Annotated in this window: 23 protein-coding genes and 2 tRNA genes; 7 read left to right on the plus strand and 18 right to left on the minus strand. The window is 72.6% G+C overall.

The window, feature by feature from the left end; translation table 11 throughout:
• Position 1: 1 nt before the first annotated feature.
• From ASD06_RS08565 to ASD06_RS08575, 3 genes are all read left to right on the plus strand, one after another.
• On the plus strand, positions 2-1,075 hold the full coding sequence (locus tag ASD06_RS08565; RefSeq protein WP_056675751.1) for an adenosine deaminase: 1,074 nt from the start codon (positions 2-4) through the stop codon (positions 1,073-1,075).
• A gap of 5 nt (positions 1,076-1,080) precedes the next feature.
• Positions 1,081-1,503, plus strand: coding sequence for a hypothetical protein (locus ASD06_RS08570; protein WP_157371596.1), 423 nt, complete (start codon positions 1,081-1,083; stop codon positions 1,501-1,503).
• A gap of 70 nt (positions 1,504-1,573) precedes the next feature.
• A complete protein-coding gene (locus tag ASD06_RS08575; protein ID WP_056675758.1) occupies positions 1,574-2,614 on the plus strand; it encodes a MerR family transcriptional regulator in 1,041 nt (346 codons plus the stop codon).
• A 66-nt stretch (positions 2,615-2,680) separates the two neighbouring features.
• Here ASD06_RS08575 and ASD06_RS08580 read toward each other — a convergent pair whose 3' ends face one another.
• Together ASD06_RS08580 and ASD06_RS08585 are read right to left on the minus strand one after the other, a co-directional pair.
• Complete coding sequence (locus ASD06_RS08580) at positions 2,681-3,268, minus strand: dienelactone hydrolase family protein (RefSeq protein ID WP_056675760.1); 588 nt, start codon at positions 3,266-3,268, stop codon at positions 2,681-2,683.
• A 43-nt stretch (positions 3,269-3,311) separates the two neighbouring features.
• On the minus strand, positions 3,312-3,491 hold the full coding sequence (locus ASD06_RS08585; RefSeq protein ID WP_056675762.1) for a hypothetical protein: 180 nt from the start codon (positions 3,489-3,491) through the stop codon (positions 3,312-3,314).
• A gap of 77 nt (positions 3,492-3,568) precedes the next feature.
• Between ASD06_RS08585 and ASD06_RS08590 the strand changes: the two genes are divergently transcribed.
• Positions 3,569-4,270 carry a sirohydrochlorin chelatase gene (locus ASD06_RS08590; protein ID WP_200941978.1) on the plus strand — a complete coding sequence of 234 codons (702 nt, stop codon included), beginning with the start codon at positions 3,569-3,571 and terminating at the stop codon, positions 4,268-4,270.
• 27 nt (positions 4,271-4,297) lie between these two features.
• On the plus strand, positions 4,298-4,999 hold the full coding sequence (locus tag ASD06_RS08595; RefSeq protein ID WP_056675768.1) for a VOC family protein: 702 nt from the start codon (positions 4,298-4,300) through the stop codon (positions 4,997-4,999).
• A gap of 3 nt (positions 5,000-5,002) precedes the next feature.
• Here the strand turns inward: ASD06_RS08595 and ASD06_RS08600 are convergent, their stop codons facing one another.
• From ASD06_RS08600 to ASD06_RS18465, 11 genes are all read right to left on the minus strand, one after another.
• Positions 5,003-6,076, minus strand: a complete 1,074-nt coding sequence (locus ASD06_RS08600) for a UDP-N-acetylmuramate dehydrogenase (protein WP_056675770.1) — start codon at positions 6,074-6,076, stop codon at positions 5,003-5,005.
• Positions 6,076-7,299: an MFS transporter gene (locus ASD06_RS08605; RefSeq protein WP_056675773.1), complete on the minus strand. Its 1,224-nt coding sequence runs from the start codon at positions 7,297-7,299 to the stop codon at positions 6,076-6,078. Before ASD06_RS08605 ends, ASD06_RS08600 begins: the two co-directional genes overlap by 1 nt.
• The gene (locus ASD06_RS08610; protein WP_056675776.1) at positions 7,296-7,739 is read right to left on the minus strand and encodes a MaoC family dehydratase; all 444 of its coding nucleotides are present in this window, start codon (positions 7,737-7,739) and stop codon (positions 7,296-7,298) included. Before ASD06_RS08610 ends, ASD06_RS08605 begins: the two co-directional genes overlap by 4 nt.
• Positions 7,736-8,179: a MaoC family dehydratase N-terminal domain-containing protein gene (locus tag ASD06_RS08615; protein ID WP_056675777.1), complete on the minus strand. Its 444-nt coding sequence runs from the start codon at positions 8,177-8,179 to the stop codon at positions 7,736-7,738. Before ASD06_RS08615 ends, ASD06_RS08610 begins: the two co-directional genes overlap by 4 nt.
• A gap of 88 nt (positions 8,180-8,267) precedes the next feature.
• Positions 8,268-8,438: a 50S ribosomal protein L33 gene (gene rpmG, locus ASD06_RS08620; protein WP_056675782.1), complete on the minus strand. Its 171-nt coding sequence runs from the start codon at positions 8,436-8,438 to the stop codon at positions 8,268-8,270.
• Positions 8,439-8,536: 98 nt separating this feature from the next.
• Positions 8,537-8,610: transfer RNA gene (locus tag ASD06_RS08625), tRNA-Met, on the minus strand.
• Positions 8,611-8,657: 47 nt separating this feature from the next.
• Positions 8,658-8,730 (minus strand) — tRNA-Thr (locus tag ASD06_RS08630).
• Between the two features lie 57 nt (positions 8,731-8,787).
• Positions 8,788-9,258 (minus strand): nuclear transport factor 2 family protein, encoded by a 471-nt coding sequence (locus tag ASD06_RS08635; RefSeq protein WP_056675785.1) that lies wholly within the window; start codon positions 9,256-9,258, stop codon positions 8,788-8,790.
• Between the two features lie 141 nt (positions 9,259-9,399).
• Positions 9,400-10,476 carry a ScyD/ScyE family protein gene (locus ASD06_RS08640; RefSeq protein ID WP_162248057.1) on the minus strand — a complete coding sequence of 359 codons (1,077 nt, stop codon included), beginning with the start codon at positions 10,474-10,476 and terminating at the stop codon, positions 9,400-9,402.
• A gap of 246 nt (positions 10,477-10,722) precedes the next feature.
• Entirely contained in the window at positions 10,723-11,343 is a 621-nt protein-coding gene (locus tag ASD06_RS19620; RefSeq protein WP_235502270.1) for a hypothetical protein, read from the minus strand.
• Positions 11,318-13,324: an MFS transporter gene (locus ASD06_RS18465; protein ID WP_157371598.1), complete on the minus strand. Its 2,007-nt coding sequence runs from the start codon at positions 13,322-13,324 to the stop codon at positions 11,318-11,320. The genes ASD06_RS19620 and ASD06_RS18465 overlap by 26 nt, the downstream gene beginning before the upstream one ends.
• Before the next feature lie 120 nt (positions 13,325-13,444).
• Here ASD06_RS18465 and ASD06_RS08670 point away from each other — a divergent pair, with 120 nt between their 5' ends.
• The gene (locus ASD06_RS08670) at positions 13,445-14,035 is read left to right on the plus strand and encodes a TetR/AcrR family transcriptional regulator (protein ID WP_056675804.1); all 591 of its coding nucleotides are present in this window, start codon (positions 13,445-13,447) and stop codon (positions 14,033-14,035) included.
• A gap of 12 nt (positions 14,036-14,047) precedes the next feature.
• On the opposite strand, the gene ASD06_RS08675 is transcribed toward ASD06_RS08670, so the two are convergent.
• The 3 genes from ASD06_RS08675 to ASD06_RS08685 are packed head-to-tail and all read right to left on the minus strand — an operon-like array spanning position 14,048 to position 16,710.
• Complete coding sequence (locus tag ASD06_RS08675) at positions 14,048-14,866, minus strand: DNA-formamidopyrimidine glycosylase family protein (RefSeq protein ID WP_056675807.1); 819 nt, start codon at positions 14,864-14,866, stop codon at positions 14,048-14,050.
• Between the two features lie 9 nt (positions 14,867-14,875).
• The gene (locus tag ASD06_RS08680; protein WP_056675810.1) at positions 14,876-15,589 is read right to left on the minus strand and encodes a response regulator transcription factor; all 714 of its coding nucleotides are present in this window, start codon (positions 15,587-15,589) and stop codon (positions 14,876-14,878) included.
• Positions 15,586-16,710, minus strand: coding sequence for a sensor histidine kinase (locus tag ASD06_RS08685; protein ID WP_056675813.1), 1,125 nt, complete (start codon positions 16,708-16,710; stop codon positions 15,586-15,588). The genes ASD06_RS08680 and ASD06_RS08685 overlap by 4 nt, the downstream gene beginning before the upstream one ends.
• A 169-nt stretch (positions 16,711-16,879) precedes the next feature.
• Between ASD06_RS08685 and ASD06_RS08690 the strand changes: the two genes are divergently transcribed.
• Positions 16,880-17,563, plus strand: coding sequence for a hypothetical protein (locus ASD06_RS08690; RefSeq protein ID WP_056675816.1), 684 nt, complete (start codon positions 16,880-16,882; stop codon positions 17,561-17,563).
• Positions 17,564-17,629: 66 nt separating this feature from the next.
• On the opposite strand, the gene ASD06_RS08695 is transcribed toward ASD06_RS08690, so the two are convergent.
• Together ASD06_RS08695 and ASD06_RS08700 are read right to left on the minus strand one after the other, a co-directional pair.
• A complete protein-coding gene (locus ASD06_RS08695) occupies positions 17,630-19,231 on the minus strand; it encodes an ABC transporter substrate-binding protein (RefSeq protein WP_056675819.1) in 1,602 nt (533 codons plus the stop codon).
• Positions 19,232-19,240: 9 nt separating this feature from the next.
• Positions 19,241-20,038, minus strand: a complete 798-nt coding sequence (locus tag ASD06_RS08700; protein ID WP_056675823.1) for an alpha/beta fold hydrolase — start codon at positions 20,036-20,038, stop codon at positions 19,241-19,243.
• Positions 20,039-20,052: the final 14 nt, after the last annotated feature.

Genomic DNA, 20,052 nt, shown 5'->3' on the forward strand with positions numbered 1-20,052 from the left:
CATGCAGGGAGTCGGCACGCTCGGGGTCGGTGAGGCCGTCCGCGACGTCGCCGCGCTGCCGAAGGCCCACCTGCACCTGCACTTCACGGGGTCGATGCGCCCGACGACGGTGATCGACCTGGCCGCCAAGCACGGCATCCACCTGCCCGAGGCGTTGACCAGCGGGCAGCCGCCGCAGCTGCGCGCCACCGACAGCAAGGGCTGGTTCCGCTTCCAGCGCCTCTACGACATCGCGCGCTCGTGCGTGCGCGACGAGGCCGACGTCCGCCGGCTCGTGCTCGAGGCCGCCGAGGACGACGCCGCCGACGGCTCGCGGTGGCTGGAGATCCAGGTCGACCCGACGTCGTACGCCGTGCACTTCGGCGGCCTGATCCCCACGCTCGAGCTGGTGCTGGACGCCGTCAAGGACGCCAGCGCCCGCACCGGCGTGGGCATCTCGGTGGTGGTGGCGGCGAGCCGCATCCGGCACCCGCTCGACGCCCGGACGCTGGCTCGCCTCGCCGCGCGCTACGCCGGGCAGGGCGTCGGCGAGGTCGTGGGGTTCGGCCTCAGTAACGACGAGCGGCGCGGGGTCACCGAGGAGTTCGCCGCGGCGTTCCGGATCGCCTCACGCGCGGGCCTGGCCAGCGTGCCGCACAGCGGTGAGCTGCTGGGGCCCGACCACGTACGCACGACGCTCGACCACCTGGCCCCCGACCGGATCGGGCACGGCGTGCGCAGCACCGAGGACCCGGCCCTGCTCGACGACGTGATCGACCGCGGCATCACCCTCGAGGTCTGCCCGGGCTCGAACGTCGCGCTCGGCGTCTACGAGCAGGCGCACAGCGTGCCCCTGCGCCACCTGCTCGACGCGGGAGCGCAGGTGGCGCTGGGCGCCGACGACCCGCTGCTGTTCGGCAGCCGGCTCGCCGACCAGTACCGCACGGCCCGCGAGGTGCACGGCCTGGACGACGCGGCGCTGGCCCAGCTGGCGCGCGCCTCGATCCGCGGGTCGCGCGCGCCGTCCGACGTCCGCGCCGCGCTGCTCGCGGACGTCGACGCCTGGCTCGGGGCCCGAGGAGGCGAGGCGTCGTGACACCGGTGAACCCCCGCACCGTCGCGGTCGAGGACCGCGCCCGGTCGCTGGCCGAGGTGCTCGCGCCGATCGACCCCGGCCTGGCCGCCCGCTTGCGCGAGTGCATCCCCGACGGCGACGGCTCCTGCGACGAGCACCTTGCGTCGCTGCGCGCCGTGGTGCAGCAGGTCGCGACGAGCCGCGCCGACTGCTCCGCCGCCGCGCAACGGCTGCTCGACGCGATCGACGACCTGCCGGCGGTCATCGGCCGGCGGGGTCGGGTGTGGGTCGCCGAGGACCTCGACCAACCGGGTCGGTTCTCCGCCTACTGGGAGGGCGACCCGGGTTGGCTGGAACAGGGGCCGGAGAACGTACCGCTCGACGAGGTGCTGGCCTGGGCCCGGCGCCGGACCGACGACCTGCGCAAGGGTGACGGCCGCCCGTTCTAGCGTCAGACCTCGAGCGGGCTGTCACCGAGCCGCTTGACCCTCGAGCAGGTCGAGACGGGAGGTTGCACCCATGGAGAACGAGCTGCTCGGCATCGGCCGGCTGGCCTCGCTCAGCGGGCTGCCCGTCAGTGCGCTGCGCTTCTACGACGGCGCCGGCGTGCTCGCGCCCGCGGTGGTCGACCCGTCGTCGGGGTACCGCTTCTACCTTCCGAGCCAGGTGTTCCAGGCTCGGCTGGTCGCGCACCTGCGCCGGGTCGGCCTGCCGTTGGACGACATCAGGGCCACCGTGAACGACCCGGCCCGGGCCGAGTCGGTGCTGGCCGCCCACCTGCACCGGCTGGAAGCCGGCCTCGCAGACGCCCGCAGGGAGATCTCCATGGTTCATCACCTACTCATGAACAAGGAGACCCCCATGACCCGCTGCACGCTGCCTGCCGACGACCTGGTCCGAGCCCTGCGAGAGGTCCGGTACGCCGTCTGCCCGGACCCGGACCAGCCCCGGCTCAACGGCGTCTACCTCGACAGCGAGGCCGACCGGCTACGGGTGGTTGCCACCGACCGGTACCGGCTGGCCACCAGCACGGTGCCCACGAGGCAGCCGTCGGACCTCCACCTGCTGCTGCCCACAGCGGCCGTTGACGAGCTGCTCGCAGGCGAGCACACGGGCGCGCTCGAGGTCGTGGCCGCCGACGGCACGATCACGATGTCGGGCAGCGGGGGCACGGTGCGGGCGCAGGTGCCGGACACCGACTTCCCGCCGTACCGCAGCTGGCTCGACCTGGGTCGCCAGAACGTGCCCGTGGACGCCGGGGCCCTGCGCGCTGCGCTCGACGCCGGGGCGACCGAGACCCGCGTCCGGGACACCGACGGCGTCGCCTACGACGTCAGCCCGCTCAGCGTCACGGCGCGAGGGGTGGAGGTCGGCGCGTCCGACGAGCCGGACGCGCTGGTGGTGGCGGTCAACCGCGAGTTCCTGCTCGAGGCACTGGAGGCCGGTGACCAGCTCACCCTCGGCCTGGACGACCCCATCGCGCCGCTGGCCATCCGCAACCCCGACCGGGACGGCACGCTGTCGATCCTGATGCCGGTGCGCCTCGACCAGCCTGCCTGAGCCGCGCGCCGTCCGCGTCACGGACGCCCTCCCGTCCGTCACGCGGACGGGAGGACGCAGCGGCGATCAGACGTCGAGCCCGCGCAGGAAGCCGAGGACGCGCGACCACATGAGCTCGGCCGCCGCGACGTCGTACTCGCCCGGCAGCGAGGGGTCGGCGAACAGGTGCCCGGACCCGGGGTAGTCGAAGATCTCGACGGTGCCACCGGCCTGCTCGACCTCGCGGCGCTGGGCCCCGAAGGCCTCGGCGTCGTCGCGGAACGGGTCGTCGAGCATCGTGTGCACCTGGGCCGGCACACCGTGCGGCCATGTGACGTCGTCGCCGAGCCAGCTCGGCACGAAGACGCCGGACAGCAGCAGCACGCCGGAGACGGGACGCTTGGTGGCGGCGAGGACCGCCTGGCCGCCGCCGGCCGAGAACCCGGCGGCGACGAACCCCTCGGGCAGGTCGGCGACCGCCTCGAGCGTGCGCCGGTCGATCTCGTCCGACGACGCGCGCCAGCTCGCGATGGCCTGCTCGTAGTCGTCGAAGACCTGCCCGTCAAGCAGGTCGACCACGAGCACGTCGTGGCCGTCGGCGCGCAGCCGCTGCGCGGCGTCGTGGATGCCGGGCCGCAGCCCGAGGACGGAGGGGAACAGCACGATCTGCGTCATGGCGTCAGCAGACCACGCCGCACCGACAGCGCCGTCAGCGCCGTCAGCGCCAGCCGGGTGCGAGCCGCGTGAGGGCCTCGGCGGCCGCCGCGTCGTGCTGCGCGATCGGCACCAGCAGGCGCACGGCGTCGGCCGTCTGGCCGGTCTGCCGCACCGCGGCGGCGAAGGAGGCGGCACCGATGAGTCCCGCGGTGAGCTCGGTGACGTAGGTGGTCAGATCCATGGTGTCCTCCAGTGCTGCTGTGCCACCTACTGATTCGACACGCCGTCGCCGCTCTTGAGAAGGGCAGACTGTCGATCGTGACGGCACCTGTGCTCATCGCCTGCGCCCACGGCACCCGCGACGTCCGCGGCCGCCGGGCCGTCGGCGCGCTCGTCGCGGCCCTCGCCGCCGCCCGACCGGGGCTGGTGGTCGAGGCGGCCTTCGTCGACGTCCAGCCGCCGACGGTCGCGGACGTCGTCGAGCGCACCACCGCGGACGGCGGCAGCGCGGTCGTCGTGCCGCTGCTGCTCTCGCGCGGGTTCCACGTCGGTGTCGACGTGGCGCGCGCCGTCGAGGGCCGCCGGGCGGTCGCGGCCGGCGCGCTCGGGCCGGACCCGCGGCTGGCCTCCCTGCTCGTCTACCGGCTGAGTGCCTGGGGGCTGGCGGCCGGGGACGCCGTGGTGCTGGCCGCAGCCGGCTCCAGCGACCCGCGCGCCGCGGCCGACGTCCAGCAGGTGGCACGGGCGGTGCAGGCCCACCACGCCGGACCGGTCAGCGTCGGCTTCGGTGCCGGCGCGTCGCCGTCCGTCACGCAGGCGGTGAGCGCCGCACGGGCCGAGCACCCCGGCCGGCGGGTGGTCGTCGCGGCCTATCTGCTCGCGCCCGGGTTCTTCCACGAGCGCCTGCTCGGGTGCGGCGCGGACGTCGTCGCCGCTCCGCTGCTGCTGGCGGGTGCGGCGCCCGATCCCCGGCTCGTCGAGGTGGTGCTCGACCGGTACGACGCGGCCGTCGCGCAGTGACGTGAGCCGGCGGTAGGGTCCCCGCTCATGGACATGCTGAGGGGGGCGCAGATCGCCGCGGCGGGCCTGGCGGACTGGCGCAAGCTGGCCCAGGGACTGCACGCCCGCTACCTGGTCGAGGGCTTCACCACCGGCGCGCGGTTCGTCGCAGCGGTGGGTGAGGCGGGCGACGACCTCGGGCACCACCCGAGCGTGGCGCTGGCCACCGGACACGTCGACCTCGCGCTGGTCACCCGCGACGCCGTCTACCGCGACGACGAGGGCACCGAGCACGTCGTCGAGTGGGTGACGCAGCAGGACGTCGACCTCGCGCGACGCATCACGCAGATCGCCGCTGACCACGGGCTGCGCGCCGACCCGGCCGCGGTCAGCCAGGTCGAGCTCGGGCTCGACACGGCACGGTCCGCGACCATCGCGCCCGTCTGGGCGGCTCTGCTCACCGGCGACGCCGCGGCGCAGGGCCGCGGCACCCCCGGCGACGAGATCCGGGACGCCACCGGCCGCGTGCCGCACCTGTGGTTCGGGGACGCCCCGGACGACCCCTCCGCCCAGCGTTTCCACGTCGAGGTCTACGTCGCCCCCGAGGTGGCCGAGCAGCGGATCGCCGCCGCCGTCGCCGCGGGCGGCACCGTCGTCGACGACAGCGACGCACCCTCGCTCACGGTGGTCGCCGACCAGGACGGCAACCGCGGTGTCGTGTGCGTCGACACGTCCGCGGCGCCGGCCTGACGCTCAGAGGCTGAGGCCCACCAGCACCGGCTCGTTGACCAGCGTGACCCCGAAGCGGTCGCGGACGCCGTCGCGCACCTCGCGCGCGAGCGCAACCAGGTCGGACGCTGAGGCGCCGCCACGGTTGGTGAGGGCGAGAGTGTGCTTGGTCGACAGCGCGGCCGGGCCCGGCAGGCCGTACCCCTTGGTGAAGCCGGCGCGCTCGATGAGCCACGCCGCGCTCGTCTTGACGCCCTCGCCGCCCGGGAAGGCCGGTGGGTCGACGTCCGGGCCGAGCACGTCGTGCACTCGCTCGCGCAGCGCCTCGAACCGCCCCGGCGACAGGATCGGGTTGGTGAAGAACGAGCCGGCGCTCCAGGTGTCGTGGTCGTCGGCGTCCAGCACCATGCCGCGACGGCGGCGCTGAGCCAGCACGGCCTCGCGCGCCTCGGCCAAGGGCACGCGCGCGCCGACCTCGACGCCCAGGCCGCGGGCGAGGTCGGCGTACCCGACGGGCGCCGACAGGTCGCCGAGGCGCAGCTGGAAGAGCACGTCGAGGACGACGAAGCGGTCGGTGCCCTTGAACGCCGAGTGCCGGTAGGTGAACCGGCAGTCGGCGCTCGCGACGGTGACGACCTGCTGGCCGAAGCGGTCCCAGACGCGCACCGAGGCGATGGTCTGCGCGACCTCCTGACCGTAGGCCCCGACGTTCTGCACCGGCGTCGCACCGACGCTGCCGGGGATGCCGGAGAGCGCCTCGATGCCGACCCAGCCCTCGGCGACGGCGCGGGCGACGAGGTCGTCCCACGGCTCACCGGCCGCGACGCGCACGTTCACGCCACCGCAGGAGTCAGCCGACTCCACGGTGACGCCACGCGTCGCGATGCGCACCACCGTGCCGGCGATCGGCTCGTCGGTGACGAGCAGGTTCGAACCGCCCGCGACGACGAGCAGGGGTTCGTCGGCGTCGTCGACCTCGCGGACGGCGTCCACGAGCTCGTCGGTGGTGGTGGCGGTGACCAGCCGATCGGCCGGACCCCCGACGCGGAAGGTGGTGAGCTCGGCGAGGCGGGTCGCGCCGTCGTCAGTGGGTGCCATCACTGCATTCCCTCGTGGCCATTGGGTGCCCCAGCTGCCTTAGGTTGGCGACGGGGTGCCACCGCGGCGTCCCCTCGGGGCGCGGTGGCGGGGGCGAGGAACAGCGCGAGCAAGAGGACGGCGAGCACGAGCCACAGGCTGTCGCGCACCCCCACGTGCTGGGCGAGGAAGCCCACGGCAGGTGGCCCGGCCAGGAACGCCGTGTAGCCGATGGACGCGACGACGCTCACGCGCACCGCGGCGCGGGCGGGGTCGTCTGCGGCGGCGCTCATGCCCACGGGGAAGCCCAGCGACGCGCCGAGCCCCCAGATCACGGCCCCCACCATGGCGACGGGCAGGTTCGGGCCCAGCACCACGAGCAGCAGGCCCACCACAGCCGCGAGCGCGGTGGCGCGCAGCACGCGCACGGTGCCGTAGCGGTCGAGCAGCTTCGTGCCTGCCACGCGCCCGATGGTCATGGCCGTGACGAAGAAGCCGAAGGTCAGCACACCCAGCGCCGGACGGACGTCGAAGCCGTCGATCACCGCGAGCGAGAGCCAGTCGTTCGCGGTGCCCTCGGTGAACGCGAAGGTCAGCACGAGCAGTCCGATGGCGAGCACGCGCGGCTCGCGCCAGGCCGACAGGGCGCTCTCGCGCGGCGTCGCCTCCTGCTCGTGCGCCGATCCTGCCGGTAGGAACCACGTGCAGCCGACCTGCGCCAGCACGAGCACCACGGCCGCGACCACGACGAGGTGCACGACGGTCGCGACGTGCAGGTAGACCAGCAGCGCGCCGGCCAGAGACCCGACGACGCTGCCGACCGACCAGGAGGCGTGGAAGTGCGGCATGACGTGCCGGTCGAGCCGGCGCTCGACCTCAGCGCCCTCGACGTTCATCGCGACGTCCCAGCTGCCCGAGCCGAAGCCCATCAGGAACAGGCCGACGACGAGCAGCGGCACGCGGTCGGCGATCCCGGCGAGCGCGAGGCCGACCGTGCACACCACGGCACCGGCGCGCACGGTGGTGGCCGCACCGACCCGCTGCACCACCGCCCCGGTGCTGGGCAGCGCCAGCACCGCGCCCAGCGACACCGCGAGCAGCACCAGACCCACCTCGGCGGGCTCCAGGCCGAGCCGGTCACGCGTGGACGGGATGCGCGAGACCCACGCCGCGAAGACCAGCCCGTTGAGCAGGAAGACCGCGAGGACGGCGGCGCGAGCTCTCGAGACCTCGGGTGAGGTCACGGCAGCCGGACGACGGCGCGGGCCCGCCCGAGCACGGCCACCGAGGAGCCGTCGTCGCCGCGGGTGGTGGCCGTGAGGTCGACGCGCACGGTGCGTGCGTCGTCGTCCTTGGCCGCGACCACACCGCTCACCTCGATCTGCGCGCCCTCGACGTCGTCGACCGGCACCGGCTTGGTGAAGCGCACGCCGTACTGCACGACGGCGCCGGGGTCGTCGACCCATGCGGTCACCAGTCGCACGGCCGTGGCCATGGTGAACATGCCGTGCGCGATGACGCCGGGCAGACCGACGTCGCGGGCGATGCGGTCGCTCCAGTGGATGGTGTTGAAGTCACCGCTGGCGCCGGCGTAGCGGATGAGGTCGGCGCGGGTGATCGCGTAGACCTGCGTGGGCAGGGTGGTGCCCACCGCGACGGCGTCGAACGTCGGGCGCTCGCTCACGACCCCTCCCCTCGCACGACGATGGTGGACGTGGCGGTGCACACGGCGTCGCCGTCCTCGGTCGTGATCTCGCTGCGGGTGGTGACCATCGAGTGGCCGCCGGCCGAGCGCACGGAGTCGACGTGCAGCACGGCGACCAGCCGGTCGCCGGCCGTGATCGGCCGGTGGTGCACGAAGCTCTGCTCACCGTGCACGACGCGGCTGAAGTCGATGCCCGCCTCGGGGTCGAGCACCAGCTGGGCGTCACAGCGCTGGGCGACGATGACGGCGAAGGTGGGCGGCGCGATGACGTCGCGATAGCCCGCGGCCCGGGCCGCGTCGGGGTCGGTGTGCACGGGGTGCGGCCCCACGACCTCGGCGAACTCGCGGATCTTCTCGCGCCCCACCTCGTACGGCGGGGTCGGCGGGTACTGGCGACCCGCGAACTCGGCGTTGACCATGGGCCTCACGCTACCGGCGTCCGCAGACAGCACGACGAAGCGGCCGCCCCCTGGACGGGGACGGCCGCTTCGGATGCGTGGAGGCTGCTCAGCGGGTCTCGCGGTGCAGCGTGTGGCGCTTCTCGCGACGGCAGTACTTCTTGAGCTCGAGCCGGTCGGGGTCGTTGCGCCGGTTCTTCTTGGTGATGTAGTTGCGCTCCTTGCACTCCGTGCACGCCAGAGTGATCTTCGGGCGGATGTCGGCGCTCTTGGTGGCCACGGGGGACGCTCGCTTTCGGGGGAGTCAACTACGACACGCAGGAACAACTTCACGAGGATACGGGACAGGCGGCGGCGAACCAAACCCGCGCCCGTGCGTAGCGGGGGCGGGACTCGAACCCGCGACACCACGATTATGAGCCGTGTGCTCTAACCACCTGAGCTACCCCGCCGGGTGAGCCTCGCCGTCCAGCACACGCGTGGACGGCCAGCCTCGTCGAGCCCCAATACGGAATCGAACCGTAGACCTTCTCCTTACCATGGAGACGCTCTGCCGACTGAGCTATTGGGGCAGCGCGGACGAGCGTACACGGTGAGGGCAGCCCCCGAGAAATCGACCGACAGACCGGCTAGAGACCCAGCTCGTCCAGGCCCGGGTGGTCGTCCGGACGCGGGCCGGCGAGGTCCCAGTGGAACAGCCTCTCGGCGTCGCTGATGGGCAGGTCGTTGATGCTCGCGTGCCGCCGGCGCATGAGGCCGTGCTCGTCGAACTCCCAGTTCTCGTTGCCGTACGAGCGCCACCACTGCCCGTCCGCGTCGTGCGACTCGTAGGCGAACCGCACGGCGATCCGGTCGTCGCCGAAGGCCCACAGGCCCTTGATGAGCCGGTACTCCCGCTCGCGCTCCCACTTGCGGGCGAGGAAGGCGACGATCTGCTCGCGGCCCTCGACGAACTCGTGGCGGTTCCGCCACCGGCTGTCGACCGTGTAGGCGAGCGAGACGCGCTGGGGGTCACGGGTGTTCCACGCGTTCTCAGCGCCCCGCACCTTGGCGAGGGCGTCCTCGCGGCTGAACGGCGGCACGGGCGGCCTGGTCTCCATGACGGCTCCTCTCGACGCGACCTGCTCAGCGAACCGCCTGCGACCACTTCTGGCAACGGCACGGTCGTGGCACCGAAGGCCAGCAGGCTGGCCCCCGGCGCCACGACCGGATCCTCACGAACGGATCCTGCGCAGACGCAGTCAGCCGACGTGGATGCGGACAACCTGACCGGTCGGGCCGCCGCTGTTGTGGGCCGGCATGGTGCTCCAGTTCGACACGTAGACCGCGCCGTCGTGGTAGGCGAAGCCGGACGGCAGGAACAGCGAGCCCGCGCCGAGGACGGTGCGGTGCCCGCTGGGCGTGATCCGGACGACGGCACCTGCGGGATCGGGGCCGAACATGCCGTTGGTCTGGAACTGCGTCACGTAGAAGTTGCCGCGGCGGTCGAAGCCGCAGCCCTGGATTCCGGTGAAGCCACGCCACTTGACGGTCGCGTGGCCGTTCACGATGCGCCACACCCGCGCGTGCCCGGGCTCGTAGCTGCCGCCGAGCAGCTCACCGACGTACAACGAGCCGTCGGGTGCCGGCGCCACGCAGGTCGGCACGGCGTCCGTCGCCGAGCCGCGAGGGACCTGCAGGTAGGTCAACGTCGAGACGTGGCCGCGCGCATCGACCTTGGCGATGAGGTTGGCACCGGCGTCCGCGACGTAGTGGGTGCGTCCCACCGTCGTGATCGCGTTGGGGTTGGCGTCGGGGAACTGGTCCGGCTGCAGGTACTTGTGGTGGTCGGTCCAGCGGTAGTCGACGTTACCGGTGGAGGCCACGACCGACCAGGAACCGTTGCGAGAGATGGCAAGCGTGCGTCCCAGCTGGTGCCGCAGGGCCCGCACGACGGCACCGGACGGCGCGTCCGGCGGCACGACCGCGCTGTGCAGTGCCATCTGGCCGTAGACCCGGCCGCGGTGAGCTGACACGGCGACCATGCCCTCGGCTGCCGTGCCGTCCGGAGCGGCGACGGACGCGAGGTGGTCGACCACGGTGCGAAGGTGGCCGTGCCAGAGCACGCTGACCGCGCCCGTGCGGCCGGCGCACTGCGGGCCCTCGGGGCCGGCGCCGAGGCAGACGCTGCCACCGTGGCCGGCTTCGGCGATGTAGAGCCGCCCGGCTCTGTCGAAGGAGAGCCCGCGGGGGTTGTCGAGGTGGTTGGCGACGACGGTGACGCCGGGTGCGCCGGCACTCGCCGACACCGGCGGTGCGGCGAGGATGACTGCGGCCAAGGTCGCGATGGTCGCGGAGAGCGAGACGGCGAGTCGGCGACTCCTGCCGCGCGTTGATGCTGGATCACGCATGGTGCCTCCTTGGGTGGACCTGACCCCTCGGAGTGTTCTCGCGGTCAGCCGAGCCGTCACCCGGTTGGGCGGAACCATCTGCCACACCCGTCACGAGTTATCGGACCAACCTCGCGATCGTGGCATCGAGGGTCAGCGCGGCGACCCTCGATGCCACGACCCGGAGCCGTCGGCTCAGGGCGCGAAGGGGACGCGCGTCCAGCTCAGCACCTCGCGGCGATCGGGGTGCACGGTGACCTTGAGCCAGTCGTCGAGCCCGGTCGAGCCGTCGACGGTGACCCGCCGCAGGTTGTCGGCTGGGGCGGCCACGCCGTAGAACGAGAGCCACGGCGAGCCAGAAGCCAGGGGCGCGTCGGCGTTGTAGACGTGGCTGTCGCCGTTGAACAGGTACACCGGACGCCGGAACGACCGCGACTCCCGGGCGATCGTCTGCACGATCGGAGCGAACGCGTAGGAGTCGGCGAACGACGGGTCGTTCTCGGTGGGGTCGAACATGTCGGCCTGCATCATGAGGACGACGGCGCGGTCCCGGTGCTGACGCGCGTCGGCGAAGGTGTCGCGGATGAGCTCGACGGACGCCGCCGTGCGCTCGAGCACCTCGGCCGCCTGCTGCGGCGTGGGCGCGGTCTTGCCGGTCCAGGGCGCCATGGAGTTGTTGCTGCCCACGACGTGCACGGCGGCGAACGACACCCCCGCTCGCCGGTAGCTCACGTTCTCGGGGATCCCTTGCGCCGCTTGCGAGGTGACCGCGACAGAGTGCTGGCCGAGGCTACGACCCGGCCGGTCGAAGAACACGCTGCGCACCGCCGCGAGCCGCTCGAGCGGGTCGTAGCCGCCGTTGTTCGGCCGGTGGCAGTCCGTCCACTCGTTGTCGCCGGGCGTGTAGACGAGCGGGTCGGCGAAGCCGTCGAAGTCCTTGCGGATCAAGGCGAAGTAGGCGTCGGTGCACTGGCTCGACCCGCTCTTGATGTCGCCGAGGTGGTCGACGAGGCGGACGTCCGGGTCGGCGTTGATCTGGGCGATGCGGTCGGGGAAGGCGGCGATCTGCGCGTCGCCGTACGGCACGTCGCCTATGACGGCGAAGCTGAACGGACCGCGGCGCGGCTCGTGCTCTCGGGGGTCGGCGGAGGCGGTGGCGGCCGACGCCAGCACCGCCGTTGCGCTCAGTGCCGCAGCCCATGCCACGGCGGCGCGTACCTTCATACCCTGCTCCTCTCGACGGGGATGTCGGCGAGAGCCTTGCGGCAGAGCGTGAACGCCGCGTCATGCGCGGGCTCACACCGGGTGAAGGGACGGCGACGCGCGGACGACGCCGCCACGGCCCCCGGTGGGTGGCCATCGCCACGACCGAGGTCGTGAAGATGAGCAGGGACGCCACGAGCAGCGCCCGGTCGGCCCCCGCGACGAACACGTCGCTCGCGTGGGCGGCGCCGCTCGACGCGGTGGACGCCGCGCTGCGCGCGGCCGAGGCGAACACCGTGACCAGCACGGCGAGCCCGAGGGTCGAGCCCACCTGCTGCGACACGTTCACCAGGCCGGACGCCGCGCCCGCCTCCTGCGGCCGCACACCCTGCAGCGCAGCCGCTGTCAGCGGCACGAACACCGTGCCGTTGCCGACGCCCATGAAGAACAGCGGGACGGCGATCGCCCAGTAGGCGGTGTCGGCGGAGGTGTGGCTCAGCCAGAACACGCTGGACGCCGACACGAGCGCTCCCAGCACCATGGTGCGGCGAGGGCCGATGCGGTCGACGACTCGGCGCGCCGCCACCTGCGAGGCGAGGAACACGCCCACCGGCACGGGCAGGAACGCCAGGCCTGCGCGCAGCGGCGAGTAGCCCACGACCTCCTGCAGCAGCTGAGTCATGAAGAAGAACATGCCCATCATCCCGGCCACGAGCGTGATGCGGCCGACGAAGGCAGCCGAGCGGGTGACGTCGCGGAACAGCGCCGGCGGCGTGATCGGCGCCTGTGCGCGGCGCTCGAGCAGGACGAACCCGACGAGCAGCACCGCTGCCGCGACGAACGACCCGAGGGTGACGACGTGGCTCCAGCCGCGGTCGGCGGCGCTGACGAAGCCGTAGACGAGGGAGGTCATGCCGAGGGTCGAGGTGATGGCACCTTCGACGTCCACGCGGCCGCGGTGGCGCGGCGTCTCGGGCAGCACGAGAGCGGCCGCGATGATCACGCCGATGCCGATGGGCACGTTGACGTACATCACCCAGCGCCACGAGACCCACTCGACGAGCATGCCGCCGGCGACCAGGCCGATGGCGGCACCGCCGATGGAGACGGCGGTGAACAGGCCGAGGGCGCGGTTGCGCTCGCGACCTTCGGGGACGCTCACGGTGAGCAGCGCCAGCACGGCCGGCGCCGCGAGCGCCGCGCCGACGCCCTGCACGGCGCGCGAGGCGATGAGCCACTCCCCCGTGGTGGCGAGGCCGCCGACGAAGGAGGCGGCGGTGAAGACGAGCATGCCCGCGAGGAAGACGCGACGGCGACCGAACAGGTCGCCGGCGCGGGCGCCGAGCAGCAGCAGGCCACCGAAGGCGAGGGTGTAGGCGTTCATCACCCACGACAGGCCGGTCTGCGACAGGTGCAGCACGCGCGCCATGTCGGGCAGCGCGACGTTCACGATGCTCGCGTCGAGCACGACCATGAGCTGGGCGATCAGGACGACGCCGAGGATGAACCCCGACGAGGCGGCGACGCGGCCGGTGGGCTGCGGCGCCGGGCCCGGCGGCGTGGCCGGGCGTGAAGCGAGGGTCTGGGCTGACACAGGTGCTCCTGGAGGTAGTACGATGACGACGTAAGTGGAAGAGGCCTCCGGATAAACATACGGAGGCAGCCTCCACTTAGCAAGCCCATTTGTCGTCGTCCCGTTTTCGAGGTGGCTCCCGTGAGCACCGGCACTCGCACCGGCAACGGCACCTCCGTGGTGCCCGAGCGCCCGCTGCGCGCCGACGCTCGCCGCAACTACGAGCAGATCGTGGCCGCGGCGCGCGAGGCGCTGCGCGAGCAAGGCGCAGCGGCGTCGCTGGAGGACATCGCCCGGCGGGCCGGCGTCGGCATCGGCACGCTGTACCGCCGCTTCCCCACGCGGCTGGCCCTGCTCGAGGCGGTCTACCGCGAGGACGTCGACGGCCTGCGCACCCACACCGACGAGCTGATGCAGCAGGACGACCCCTGGGCCGCCGTCGAGGCCTGGGTGCAGCACTTCCTCGACTACGCCTCGACCAAGCGCGCGCTGTTCGCCGAGCTGGTCGACGCCATCGGACGCGACTCCGAGCTGCTCACCTACTCGCGGTCCGTCATCACCGCCACGGCCGAGCAGGTGCTGCAGCGGGCGCGTGAGGCGGGTGTCGTGCGGGCCGACGTCGAGCCCGCCGACCTCACCCGGCTCATCGGCGGCTGCTCGATGATGGGGCCGGTCGAGCCCGACCAGGCCGACCGCGTCGTCAGCATCGTGCTGGCGGGCATCCGCGCCTGAGCGACGCCTGCGTCAGTCCTGCTCGGCAGAGCACCACCACGTCGTGCGCCCGCCGACCGTGCCACGCACCATGGGCGCGCCGTCGCGCGGGCAGGCGGCCCCGGCGGCCCGGAAGGGCAGCAGCCGCAGCGTGTGGACGCCGCCGCCACGCTGGGCCGTCTGGACGGCGGAGCGCACCGCGCGGTGCAGCACCCGCACCTCGTCGTCCGTGAGCTCGTCGACGCGCCGGCGCGGGTGCAGCCTGGCCTGCCACAGCGCCTGGTCGGCCAGCAGGTTGCCGACTCCGGCCAGTGCCGTCTGGTCGAGCAGCCGCGCCTTGACCGGCGCCGTGCCGCGTGCGAGCGCCGCCCGGAACTCGCGCAAGGTGATCGTGGCGGCGTCGGGACCGAGCAGGTGCACCTCGGGGTCGAGCCGCACCCGGCCGAGGCGGCGCGGGTCGAGCAGCAGCAAGCGGCCGCCGTCGTCGAAGGTCATCGCGAAGCGCGTGAAGCGCTCGTCGCCCGCCGTGCGACCGCGCTCCCAGTAGTCACCACCGTCGGTCTCGACGCCATCCGGCTCGGCGACGACCACCTTGCCCGACATGCCGAGGTGGATGCCGAGGTGCGGGCCGGGCCGGGGGTCGGCGGCCGTGCCGGACGTCTCGCACCACATGCTCTTGCCGCGGCGGTGCGCGGCGAGGAGCTCGCGACCGACGAGCGCGACGCGCAGGTCGCCAGGGCGGTGCGGGCGGCACTCGTAGGTGTCGGAGTCGTCGACGTCGACGATCCGCCGCCCCAGTGCGTGCCGCTCGATCACCTGCCGGGCGGACTCGACCTCGGGCAGCTCGGGCACGCGCCGAGCCTAGCTGCGGCGTCGACCCGCTGCCGGTCCTGACCCGGCCCCGCCGGCCCGCACCAGCCCGCACTCGTAGGCCAGCACGACGAGCTGCACGCGGCTGGTGACGCCCAGCTTGGCCAGCACGCGGTTGACGTGGGTCTTCACGGTGCTCTCGGCCACCACGAGCCGCCGGGCGACCTCGTCGTTCGACAGCCCGCGGGCCACGAGCGAGAGCACCTCCAGCTCGCGCTCGGTGAGACCTCGCAGCTCCGGCGGAACGCCCACCACGGGGGGCGGCCGGTCGACGTACTCCTCGATCAGCCGGCGGGTCACCGACGGCGCGAGCAGCGACCCACCGTCCGCCACGGTGCGCACGCCCTCGGCGAGCAGGTCGGGTGCGCTCGCCTTCAGCAGGAAACCCGACGCCCCTGCCTTCAGCGCCGCGTAGACGTAGGCGTCGACGTCGTAGGTGGTGAGCACGAGCACCCGCGGCGCACTCTGCGTCGCCGTGACCGTCGACGTGGCCGTCGCCGTGATCGCCGCGGTGGCGGCGATGCCGTCGAGCACCGGCATGCGGATGTCCATGAGCACGACGTCGGGCCCGGTGCGGCGCACCACCTCGACCGCCTCGCGTCCGTCGGCGGCCAGGCCGACGACGTCGATCCCGCGAGCCGACAGGACGAGCTCGAGCCCTGAGCGGACGAGCTCCTGGTCGTCGGCGATCACCACCGAGGTCATGTCCGCTCCACCGGCGCGAGAGGCAGCACGGCGTCGAGGTGGAAGCGGCCGTCGTCCGCGAGGCCGTGCCACAGCGTTCCCCCGAGCAGCGAGACGCGCTCGGCGATCCCCAGCAGGCCCAGCCCGCTGCCCAGGCCGCCGGTGCCGCTGCTGGGGTTGCTGGCCCGGATCGTCACCGCCTCGGGCGAGCAGGCGATCGTGATCTCTGCGGTGCGGTCGGCGCCGTACCGCAGGGCGTTGGTGAGCGCCTCCTGCGCGATGCGGTAGGCGCTCACGTCCACTCCGGCTGGCAACCCGACGAGGGGGAGGTCGAGGTCGGCGGTGACCTCGAGCCCGTCGCCGCGAAAGCGGTCGACGAGGGCTGGCAGGTCCGCGAGTCCGGGTATCGGAGCGAGGCCGAGCTCGTCGGCCTCGTCGCGCACGACGTGCAGCAACCGGCCGGTGTCGGCCAGCGCCTGGCGGCCGGTGGCGGCCACGGCAGCGAGCAGCTGCTCGGCGCGGTCGGGATCGCGGCGCACGAGGTCCTGCGCCGCGGCGGTCTGCACGACCATGGCGCTCACCGAGTGGGCGATGACGTCGTGCAGCTCGCGGGCGATGCGGTCGCGCTCGGCGCGCACGGCCGCCCGGCGGGCGGCCTCCTGCGACTGCTCCAGAAGGGTCTTCTGCTGCGCGAGTCGCTGCATCAGGCGGCCGAGCACGTACGGCGGAGCGATCAGGGTGAGCACGAAGATGACGTCGCCGACGCCGTGCTGGCGCGTGTCGACGAACCGGTAGTCGACCCAGAACGTCGCCAGCACCACGGCGAGGCCGGCCAGGCCGCGGTTGCCCGCCGGCCAGCGCCCGAGGGCGTACCCGACCGCGGCGCAGAACAGGATCGGCGCCGCGAGGTCGTCCAGCGCGGGCCCCATCCAGGGGATCTGCAGCAGCGTGACCGCACTGGCCGTGGGCGCCAGCACGCCGTACCGACGGCGTCTCACCAGCAGCGCTGCCGCGACGACCTCGAGTGCGGCCGCAGCCGGGCCGCCCTGCGGCCGGGTCATGGCTAGCTCACCGAGCGCCACGACGAGCAGACCCACCGGCAGCAGGAGGTCGCCGTACCGCGAAAGAGTGCGCTCGAGCACGCGCCGAGCGTACGGCGGCCGGGGCCCTGCCGACATCGACTTGACGGGCGACGCCCTCTCCACCCTGGGGCGGACCCCGGTGCCATCCCTGCGGCGACGACGCAGGCCGGTCGCGGTTCCTAGCGTCGTCGAGCACGGACGCAGGGTCCGGCTCGAGAAGGAGGACGACATGCTCAGCACGGCACACAGCCAGCGCACCGTGGGACGGCTGGCCTGGGTGGCGGCGTGGACGGGACTGGTGGTGGGCCAGCTGCACGCGCTCGCCCGGCACAACACCGCGGACGGTGCCGGCGACCTCACGCTGCCCCTGACCCGCCTGTGGTCGGACCCGGCGCGCTCCGCACTGCGACCACTGCTCGACTGGGCCGACCCCGACACGGTGTACCTCACCTACGGCAAGATCTGGCTGCCGGTGTTCGTCGCGTTCACGCTCTGCGCGGTCGTGGTGCGCCGACGTCGGCGGCCGAGCGGCTTCGAGAAGGTGGCCTGGGCCGTGGCCCTCACCGGCTACGCCCTCGCGTGCGTCGGGGTCTTCCTCGACTACTACACGCAGTGGACGTCGTACCTGCCCGACGCCGTGGCCGGGCCGATGTTCGCCGTCACGATCGCCGGGCTGCTGCTCACCCTCGTCGGCTCCACGCTGCTCGGCATCGCGCTGCTGCGCCGCGGCGGGGTGCCGCGCCTGGCCGGGTGGCTGCTGGCGCTCACCATCCCGCTGGCGGCTGGGGTGCTGCAGCTGACGTCGATGGGCAGCGCGGCGCTGCCCATCATGTTCGCCTTCGGGCTGATCGGGCGCGATCTCGCCGCCGAGCAGCCGTACGCCCAGGTCGCCGGTGCGCCGGTGAGCGCCTGACCCGCACCCCTGCGGGCACGCGGTCGGCGGGGCGGCCACCGAGGCGGCCGCCCCGCCGAGTGCGCGTCAGCCCTTGCCAGTGAAGCCGACGTCCTGCAGGCCCAGCTCGAGCACGGGCGTCACCTGGCTGCCGACCACGTTCTTCTGCATCAGGTAGTTGACCGTCTCGTAGTGCACGAACACCAGCGGCGCCTCCGTGCGCACGATGTCGCGGATCTGCGTGTACAGCGCCTTGCGCTTGCCCTCGTCGGTCTCCTGCGCGGCCTGGGCGATGAGCTTGTCGACCTGCGGGTTGGAGTAGCCCGTCGTGTTGATCGGTCCGCCGGACGCGATGACGAGCGAGTAGAAGTTGTCCGGGTCGATCGTGCGCTCCTGGTAGGCGCTGGTGATCTGGTAGTCCTTCTTGGAGAAGGCGTCGAACCACACCGAGACGTCGACCTGCTTGATGTTCATGGTGATGCCGACCTTCTTCAGCTGGTCGCGCACCACCTCGCCGGTCTTGAGCAGCTCGGGGTACTGCGGCAGCCCGAGGTACTCGATGGTGAGGCCGTTCGAGTAGCCCGCCTTGGCCAGCAGGTCCTTGGCCTTGGCGAGGTCCGGGCCGCTCTTGTAGGGGTCGCTGCCGTCGAACCAGCTGGAACCGCTCGGCACCTCCTGGTTGCCGACCTCGCCCGTGCCGGCGTAGGCGAGGGCGCGGATGGCGCTCCGGTCGAGCGCCCACGCGATCGCCTGGCGCACCTCGACCTTGTCGAACGGCGCCTTGGTGGTGTTCATCGCGAGGAAGTCCGGGATGCCCGCGGTGGCACTGGTGACGTAGGTGAACCGGCTGTCGTTCTTCAAGGACGCGAGCTGGGTCAGCGGCACGGCGTCGACCCAGTTCACCTCTCCGGAGCCGAGCGCGTCGATGCGGCTCTGGTCGACGTTGAGGAAGCGGAAGGTCACCTCGTCGACCAGCGGCTTGCCCTGCTCGAAGTAGCCGTCGAACTTCTTGACGGTGATGTGGTCGCCCTGCACCCACTCGACGAACTGGAACGGCCCGGTGCCGACCGGCTTGCGGGCGGGGTCCTGGCTCTCGATGGCCTTTTGGTTCACGATCTCGCCGTTGTTCGCGAGGTTGGTCAGGAAGGGGCCGTAGGGGGTCTTGAGCTTGAAGACGACCTGGGTGTCCGACGGCGTCTCGACCGACGCGATGGCCGCGAACAGGCCGGCGTAGGAGCTGGCTGTCTTCGGGTTCAGGATGCGGTCGAAGGTGTACTTGACGTCCTTGCTGGTGAACTTCTCGCCGTTGTGGAACGTCGCGTTGTCGACCAGGTCGAACGTCCAGGTCCGGTCGTCGGTCGCCGTCCACTTGGTGGCGAGACGGGGGACGAACTCGCCCTTGGCGTCCATGGTGAGCAGCTTGCTGAAGATGCCGTCGTAGACCTGCGCGCCGGTGTACACCGTCGACGTCGCGGGGTCGAGGCTGTCGGGCTCACCGGTGAGGGCGGCGACGAGCGTGCCGCCTGGGGTAGCCGTCGCGGTCGAGGTCGCCGTCTTCGAGGAGGCTGACTTGTCGTTGACCGAGCTGCAGGCGGCGAGGCCGGGGAACAGCGCGGCGAGGGTGAAGACGCCTGCCCCCTGCAGGACGAGGCGGCGGCTGGGTCGGGTGGATGGGGTCTGTGCGTCCATGTCGAGTCCTCAGGAGTGGGAGCGGACGAAGTTGAGGTAGGCCTGGTTGAAGGGCCCAGGGGTCTCCCACAGGCAGGCGTGGCCTCCGGGGACGGTGCGCCACTGCGCACCCGGGATCAGGTCGTGAAGCTGCTTCGACAGCCGGGTGGGGATGAGGATGTCCTCCTCGCCAGCCAGCACCAGGCACGGGACGCTCAGCGCCCCGATCCGATCGCGCGTGTCGTGCGTCTGGATGACGTTGAGCTGTGACAGGTAGGCGTCGACCGACATCGGCAGCGCCGCCATGCCCTCCTCGAACTCCTTCAGCTCGTCCTCGCGCTCGGTGAAGAACGGGACGGTGAAGGCCCACAGGGTGACGTCGCGCATCACGAACGGCACGCCGAGCTGCGGTGCCATGTCGCCCCACATGGCGAACATCCGGCTGCAGAACGGGCCCGGTGCGGCGTAGGTGCACGCGAACGTGGCGGACTTCAGGTCGTCGGGGTAGGCCAGCGCGTACTCCTGGCTGATCATGCCGCCCATGGAGACACCCATGAGGTGGAAGCCGGTGATGCCGAGCTGGTCGACGACCGCCTTCGCGTCGTCCGCGAGCATCCGCGAGGTGTACGGGCCGGCGGGGGCCTCGCTCTTGCCGATGCCGCGGTTGTCGATGGTCAGCACGCGGTAGCCCGCGTCGACGAAGTCGGGCACCTGGAAGCCCCACGACTCGATGTCGTCGGCCAGGCCGTTGATGAGGACGATCGTCTCCGGCCCTTCTCCGGTGACCTCGTAGTTCAGGGTGACGCCGTTGACGTTGGCGGTGGGCATGGCAGCTCTTCTCC

It is taken from the genome of Angustibacter sp. Root456 (genome assembly GCF_001426435.1).
In the GTDB taxonomy this organism is placed as follows: Bacteria; Actinomycetota; Actinomycetes; order Actinomycetales; family Angustibacteraceae; genus Angustibacter.

Excerpts from the sequence above, each read along its gene's own strand:
- ASD06_RS08565 (WP_056675751.1), top strand. The coding sequence starts at position 2 with ATGCAGGGAGTCGGCACGCTCGGGGTCGGTGAGGCCGTCCGCGACGTC.
- ASD06_RS08575 (WP_056675758.1), top strand. The coding sequence starts at position 1,574 with ATGGAGAACGAGCTGCTCGGCATCGGCCGGCTGGCCTCGCTCAGCGGG.
- ASD06_RS08580 (WP_056675760.1), bottom strand. The coding sequence starts at position 3,268 with ATGACGCAGATCGTGCTGTTCCCCTCCGTCCTCGGGCTGCGGCCCGGC.
- ASD06_RS08585 (WP_056675762.1), bottom strand. The coding sequence starts at position 3,491 with ATGGATCTGACCACCTACGTCACCGAGCTCACCGCGGGACTCATCGGT.
- ASD06_RS08595 (WP_056675768.1), top strand. The coding sequence starts at position 4,298 with ATGGACATGCTGAGGGGGGCGCAGATCGCCGCGGCGGGCCTGGCGGAC.
- ASD06_RS08600 (WP_056675770.1), bottom strand. The coding sequence starts at position 6,076 with ATGGCACCCACTGACGACGGCGCGACCCGCCTCGCCGAGCTCACCACC.
- ASD06_RS08615 (WP_056675777.1), bottom strand. The coding sequence starts at position 8,179 with ATGGTCAACGCCGAGTTCGCGGGTCGCCAGTACCCGCCGACCCCGCCG.
- ASD06_RS08635 (WP_056675785.1), bottom strand. The coding sequence starts at position 9,258 with ATGGAGACCAGGCCGCCCGTGCCGCCGTTCAGCCGCGAGGACGCCCTC.
- ASD06_RS08680 (WP_056675810.1), bottom strand. The coding sequence starts at position 15,589 with ATGACCTCGGTGGTGATCGCCGACGACCAGGAGCTCGTCCGCTCAGGG.
- ASD06_RS08690 (WP_056675816.1), top strand. The coding sequence starts at position 16,880 with ATGCTCAGCACGGCACACAGCCAGCGCACCGTGGGACGGCTGGCCTGG.
- ASD06_RS08695 (WP_056675819.1), bottom strand. The coding sequence starts at position 19,231 with ATGGACGCACAGACCCCATCCACCCGACCCAGCCGCCGCCTCGTCCTG.
- ASD06_RS08700 (WP_056675823.1), bottom strand. The coding sequence starts at position 20,038 with ATGCCCACCGCCAACGTCAACGGCGTCACCCTGAACTACGAGGTCACC.